Origin of the sequence: Aequorivita echinoideorum (assembly GCF_018476645.1) — a bacterium.
Classification (GTDB): Bacteria; Bacteroidota; Bacteroidia; order Flavobacteriales; family Flavobacteriaceae; genus Aequorivita; species Aequorivita echinoideorum.
Genome location: NZ_JAHCTB010000002.1, coordinates 662361 through 668711 on the forward strand (window position 1 = coordinate 662361; position 6351 = coordinate 668711).

Below are 6351 nucleotides of genomic sequence, written 5' to 3' on the forward strand. Positions count from 1 at the left end.
TTATTCAACTTTTTAAAACTACAAAATAGCATGGAAAATCTTTGGAAAATCTTTTCCACATCCTTTCCACGTTCTTTCCATCCTTTCCAAACCATTCTTCCTTCATTTGCCTCAGTATTGCAATGCCGCCTTTGGTGTAAGAAGGTTTACAAAGCATTCAATACCACTACTGGAGAGCAGGGTATGGCAAGGGCCATTTTTGAGAAGTAACCCAAAACCTTACCACTACGCTCCACACTTCTCAAAACTGAAAGGCCCCACCTTTCCCTTAACGTGTTGCCTACAATATATCTGGAAAAATTTCCGGACGGCCACACCAGTATCCATTTTTAAAAATTCAACAATGAAAAAAATAGTATTTATTTTATGTGCGGTTTTACTGAATATGGGATTGTTTTCCTGTACACCGCAAACTCTTTCGGAAGAAACGAAAAACACCCAGGCCTGTTGTGGCGATGATGGCGATTTACCGCCTCCGCCTCCACCGCCTCCACCATATACTGGCGGGTAGAAACAGGTAATATTTGTACATTAGGGGAATGAAAACATATCTGTTTTTATTCCTCTTTTGTTTTATTCTGATTTTGCCAACTATACTCCTTAATGCGCAAAATCCGTTGGATAGCACCGCTTATTATTACAATACTATTCTAAACCCGAAGCAGAGAACGGATATTCCCAATGCCATTCAGTTTTATAATCTTCAAAAAGAAAAACATCTTAAAGAGAATAAAGTTTATAAGGCCATTGCCGATTTAAGGTTGATTGCCATTGGCCAACTTCACCTTGGGGAAAGCAATGAGAGTGAAAATACCGTAGTGGCGGCCCTAAAACTTATTGATGCCTCCCCTCAAAGCGACACAATCAGGGAATCCAGAAAAGGACTTTACAACCAATTGGGAAAAATTTACCGCAGTACTCTGGATTATAACAAGGCACTTTCAGCCTACGACAGCGCCCTTCAATTTTCAAAAACCGAAATTGACAGTATCACGATCCATAACAACAGGGCAACCATCCATAAGGACGCGGGCAATTATAGGAAAGCGCTGGATGAACTGAAACTAGCACTAGCAAAAAACAATATTCACAGCAACCCGGTTGCCTATGCCATGGTTCTCAACAACCTAGGTTTCATACAATCCCAAATAGATGACCCCCAAGCGCTTCAGAATTTGGAAAAAGCATTGCAGATTCGGGAGGAATCGAACTATCTGCCAGGCCGTTATTCCAGTTATCACGATTTGGCGGAATATTATTTTCAAAGAAACGAAAAGGAAACTGCCCTTCTTTATGCCGGCAAAGCCTATGAAGTAGCCAAGACACTCAACAGTATTTCGTATTTAGAGGATGCGCTTTCCCTGTTTGCGGTTATGAGCGAAAATCCAGAAATAACAGCCTATAAAACCATTCGCGATAGTTTGGAAAAGCAACGGCAACTGGCGCAGAACAAATATGCTTCAGTAAAATACAACGTGGAAAAAGAACAGAAGAAAACCGCGGAAGCAGAATTGGAACGGGAAAAGGAAAAATCGCAAAAAAGATTATACCTGTTTCTTGTGATAGCGGTAGGGTTGGTAGCCATCATCATCTTCAAACGTCTGCATGAGCGGCACAAAAGGGAAAAACGCAAGCAGATACGGCAAACCGAAGCCCGCATTTCAAAAAAAATACACGATGAGCTGGCAAATGGCATCTATCAGGTTATGGACCAGGTGCAGATGGAACCCTCCCAAAAAGCTATAAGCAATCAGCTGTATAAACTATATAGCCTTGCCCGGGACCTCAGTAGAAATTACGCACCCATTGATACCTCAGCCGCTTATCCACAGACCCTCGAGGAAATGCTTACCCAACACACGGGCGCAACCGCCAAACTGATTTTGGCAGGACTTCATGAAATTTCCTGGGGAAAATTTTCCGCCTTTCAGAAAGAAACGCTATACCGTGTGTTACAGGAATTGATGGTGAATATGAAAAAACACAGCGCCGCCAGCCTCGTGGCAATTCGCTTTGAAATGCTACCTAAAGCCCTTGTTGTACACTATTCAGATAATGGCAAGGGCGTGGATTTTTCACAGACAAAAAAAGGATTGGGACTGGCGCATGTGGAAAACCGTATGGAAAACATAAAAGGGCAGGTTACCTTTGGGAGCAAACCGGGGGAAGGTTTTCTGGCACGGCTGGAAATTCCCCTTTAAAAAAAAGCTGGATATGTTTACAAAAGTTTTGGTAGCGGAAGATATGGACCACATAAGCGGTGGGGTGGAGCGAATGCTGAAGGAAATGGGCGTGCGGGAAGTTGCCTTTGCCCAGTATTGCGATGATGCCCTGCTCCTGCTCCGCAAGGCGCAAATGGAGGGTAGCCCCTTCCCGTTGCTTATTACCGACCTCAGTTTTAAACCCTCCCACCGTGACGAAAAATTAAAGGACGGAGCGGAGCTTGCCTTGGCTGCCAAAGCGGGGGATGCCCATCTGCGCTGTATCATCTATAGTATGGAAGACCGCCCCGGTACGGTTAAACAACTAGTGGAGCGCACGCAGGCAGAAGGCTATGTATGCAAGGACCGCAATGGGCTAAGGGATTTGCAGGAGGCCGTGCACCGTGTGCATAATGGACAGCCTTATTTTTCACCCCAAATTGAGAGTGTACAGAATCCACTATCCTTAACCGCTTTGGATATTTGCATACTGAAGTTGCTGGCCGACGGAAAAAACCAAGGGGATATTTCAATACATATCCAGAAAAATAAATTGGGTGGGCACAGCCGCAGCTATATAGAAAAAAGAATCCAAAATATGCGGGAGGTGCTGGGCGCAAAATCTACCCTGCAAATGGTGCTATTTGCGCGCGACCTTCGCATTATATAGCACAGCACCTTGCCATACTATTCCCAGTTATGCCGTTACCCTCTGTTTCTTTTTGAAGTATTTTCATCCTAGTGTGGATTTCCACAGTACACCCAAGACCATTCCTCAGTAGCTTCGTACCCAACGCGGCAAATCATTCTGGGGAGATGTTTGCCGCTCCCCACCCCGCAGTACGGGCCAGCGTAGGGCCCGTGGCGGTGGGAAAATTTAAAGCAAGTTATATGAAACAATTACAACTACTCCTTATCGTCTTACTTATGGGCTGTGCCAGTGGGAATGCCCAAGAATACAGCTGCCAGGAAATTTTTGAATTTGTTACTGAAAACTACGATTCGCGGGATAACGTATCCTGCATTGGCAGCAGTATGTTGGTAAAAGCCAACTATTATAAAGTTGATGGAGTTGGTTTTGTAGTGGGTTATTTTAAAAGTAATGATTACGATTTTACAGGCGAACCCTACATTTTCTGTGGTGTAAGCAGTACAGCTTGGAGCAATTTTAAAATATATGGTATAAGCTCATGGGGCAAGGCCTTTCACACTTATATTTTTGATTGGAAATGTGATTGCTATTAACAATATAACCTAAAATATAACTAACTAATCTTTAAAATTAAATAAAATGAAAACAACCAACCGAATACTCTTCTTAATGCTCTTTATAACCCTTGGCTCGTGCAGCTTACAGCAGGGTTATGTAAAACTCAATGGCAAAAATCAAAAAGAAATAATTACTACTGAAGAAATTAAAAAATATATGAGGGCCAATCCTAACCCAAGTATTGTTTTAAAGGCTCCTACTTCAGAAGACAAATCCACACAAGCTGACCAAAATTCTTATCTGTACAATGCAATAGAAAAGCAATTGTTGTTGGAAGGGTTCGATGTAAAGGATCGTGGTTTATTCAATGAAGTTATTGGTAAATCAAAAGATATTAATTATGCTGAAATTAAAAACCTAACGGGAACCGACTTAATATTAGAACTTGTACGGTTAGATACAGAAGTTCCTTACAATACCAATATATATTACCAAAAAGATGGTAAAGAAGCGGTAGCAGAAGAAGAAAATTTTTTATTGAATGGCGCCACGATTGAATTTAAAATAACTGTAATAGACGGCAACAAGCATGGCGGTAGCTATCTATTTAATTACGTGCCTTGTATAGAAAAAACTGATGACTGCTACTGTAATGTAGCTTATAAGAAAAATCCAAATCGGGTATATCCACGACTAAGTTTTTGTAAAGGGGAGAAAAGATCGAGTTCTAAAGGCTATGAAATAATCCCAGAAGACAAACTCGAAAAATTTGTACGAGAATATGTAAGTGTTATGGTAACAGCCATTCGTTCCTAAATGAAAAATAATTTCTTTCAATATTTTTTTACTAACCCTTAAACTTCAAAAAATCATGCAAAACCTAAACATCAACCTTTTAGACGAGACGATAGATCCGGCTATCATTACCACTGCCATCGATGCGCTCAATGCGCTACTGAGCGCACTGCCGCGTATTGCCCTTACGCCCGAACAGCTGCGGAGCATGCTGTCCATAAACGTGGACAACAAAATATTTGTGGAAGATGTACTTACCGTTATTGGCAATGGGGGCGATTCCTATTTGCCGAACTACCTCAACGAGACCGCCATGCGCAAGGATCTGGAGGTGAAAAATGCGCTGGCCCCACTTTTGAACAAGCTACAGACCGCCCTTACGCGTGTGAACGATTTGGATCGCGTTGCGGGTCACGAGAGTTATGCCATGGCCTTGGGAATTTACAAGATTACCGAGGCGGCCGCTATGGCAGGCGTACCCGATGCGCGTACGGCGTATGAGTCTTTGAAACCCAGGTTCGAGCGCCAAGGGGGCGGCAGGCCGGCAACCAACTTTGCTCCGCCAGCACCGCCCGCTGAATAGACAACATAGCCAAAGAGGGTCCTCCGGGGCCCTTTTTTTGCCAATAAATCAACCGAGAAACGGATATAATAAAGGCATTTTGTACCCGTAAAAAGGAATATAAAGAATGTGTTGCAGGTATATAAACGATCTTTTAAAGGAATATAAACAATGAAACAAAGGAACGGTAAGAATGTAATACAGGAATTAGATAGATGTTTTACAAGAATTTATGGGATGATTTACAATACTATAACGGATGTAAAAAAGGAAAAGAACGTATGTTTTTAAGGAATAAAATAACAAACTAATAGATAGCAGTAAAAGTTTATGGCCACAAAACCAATAGCACTACCCAACGTGGGCGAAATGCTGAATGCGCACCTCACCGCCCAGAATGTGCCAAAGGCAGCACTGTGCAGAAATATGGACCGCCACCCCAAATATTTACAGGCAGATGTAAAAAAGACGAGCCTGAAAACGGAGCTGCTCTGGCATTACAGCCTAGCACTGGGCCATAATTTTTTTGCCGACCTCGCCGCGCAACTGCCCGACTATTTTACCACCAACGTCCCAGACCCAACCCTGCCCTTTAAACAGCGCATCGACCAATTGGAGGAGGAGGTTAAATTGTTGAACGTGAAGGTGGAGATTTTGGAGGGAGTTTTAAAATAAAGGTTATATTTGAAATAGTAATTATAGAGATGTGTGAGAGATATATAATGGTGGTTTATATATGCATGTTGCCCACAATATGACAAAAATCGTAATATATAGCCTAATTGTTCTGATTTTAGTGAGTTGTAATGGATATTCACAAAAAACTGACCCGAAATCTGCCGACTCTTCTCAAATTGAAAAAATCGACACAATTACCAAGCTTCGTTCTGACGGAACTAAAGAATTTGAGGTCCAAACTAAAAACGGCTTTAAAACTGGAAGCGGATTTTTATTCGACCGAAACGAAAATATTGTCGGACTAAAGCATTTCGAAAATGACACACTGAATGGTTTCGGACTTTTACTTTACGAAAATACGTTCAAACCTCAATATCTTTACGAATCGAATAATGGAAAGCGAGACGGAGTATTAATTGACTTTTATGAAAATGGAGTTATAAAATCATTTAGAAGTTCCGACTTATTTAACGACAGCCAACATATTAAATTTCACGAGAACGGAACAATAAAGGAAATCGGAAAAACGAAAAAAGGAAAAGCAAACGGAATTTGGTTATATTTCGACAATAATGGAATTTTAGAGAAAAAAGTAGAATACGAAAACGGAAATATAAAAAAATAAAAATACTGTGGGCAACACCGTATATAAGCTATGGCTTGGTCAGTCCTCACTTGGAAAATCCTGCGGATTTCCCAAAGCCAGTTTTTATCAGGAAAGGTCTGTCCCGAGACACGCCACAGCTCATATACATAACCGTTGGCAATAATTAAGACCAATGTACTTTCCTGAAATAGGTTGACTAAAAATTAAACCTTTTAGTACTAGACTTAATGAAAGACAAAAAACAGCACTGCCGAAAAACTTCCTACAAAAAAGTAGGTTTCGATTTAAAACTTTTGAT

9 protein-coding genes are annotated in these 6351 nt (G+C 41.4%); all 9 read left to right on the forward strand.

The window, feature by feature from the left end:
• Positions 1–30 precede the first annotated feature (30 nt).
• The 9 genes from KIV10_RS06850 (at position 31) to KIV10_RS06890 (ending at position 6071) form a co-directional block, all read left to right on the forward strand.
• Entirely contained in the window at positions 31–210 is a 180-nt protein-coding gene (locus KIV10_RS06850; protein ID WP_214112728.1) for a hypothetical protein, read from the forward strand.
• 133 nt (positions 211–343) lie between these two features.
• Positions 344–511 (forward strand): hypothetical protein, encoded by a 168-nt coding sequence (locus KIV10_RS06855; RefSeq protein WP_214112729.1) that lies wholly within the window; start codon positions 344–346, stop codon positions 509–511.
• Positions 512–584: 73 nt separating this feature from the next.
• Entirely contained in the window at positions 585–2201 is a 1617-nt protein-coding gene (locus tag KIV10_RS06860) for a tetratricopeptide repeat-containing sensor histidine kinase (protein ID WP_214112730.1), read from the forward strand.
• 13 nt (positions 2202–2214) lie between these two features.
• A complete protein-coding gene (locus KIV10_RS06865; RefSeq protein WP_214112731.1) occupies positions 2215–2871 on the forward strand; it encodes a helix-turn-helix domain-containing protein in 657 nt (218 codons plus the stop codon).
• A 71-nt stretch (positions 2872–2942) separates the two neighbouring features.
• Positions 2943–3446, forward strand: a complete 504-nt coding sequence (locus KIV10_RS06870; protein ID WP_214112732.1) for a hypothetical protein — start codon at positions 2943–2945, stop codon at positions 3444–3446.
• Positions 3447–3492: 46 nt separating this feature from the next.
• The gene (locus KIV10_RS06875) at positions 3493–4227 is read left to right on the forward strand and encodes a hypothetical protein (protein ID WP_214112733.1); all 735 of its coding nucleotides are present in this window, start codon (positions 3493–3495) and stop codon (positions 4225–4227) included.
• A 187-nt stretch (positions 4228–4414) separates the two neighbouring features.
• Positions 4415–4789: a hypothetical protein gene (locus KIV10_RS06880; protein WP_214112734.1), complete on the forward strand. Its 375-nt coding sequence runs from the start codon at positions 4415–4417 to the stop codon at positions 4787–4789.
• A gap of 309 nt (positions 4790–5098) precedes the next feature.
• Complete coding sequence (locus KIV10_RS06885) at positions 5099–5443, forward strand: hypothetical protein (protein ID WP_214112735.1); 345 nt, start codon at positions 5099–5101, stop codon at positions 5441–5443.
• Positions 5444–5522: 79 nt separating this feature from the next.
• A complete protein-coding gene (locus tag KIV10_RS06890; protein WP_214112736.1) occupies positions 5523–6071 on the forward strand; it encodes a toxin-antitoxin system YwqK family antitoxin in 549 nt (182 codons plus the stop codon).
• Positions 6072–6351 lie beyond the last annotated feature (280 nt).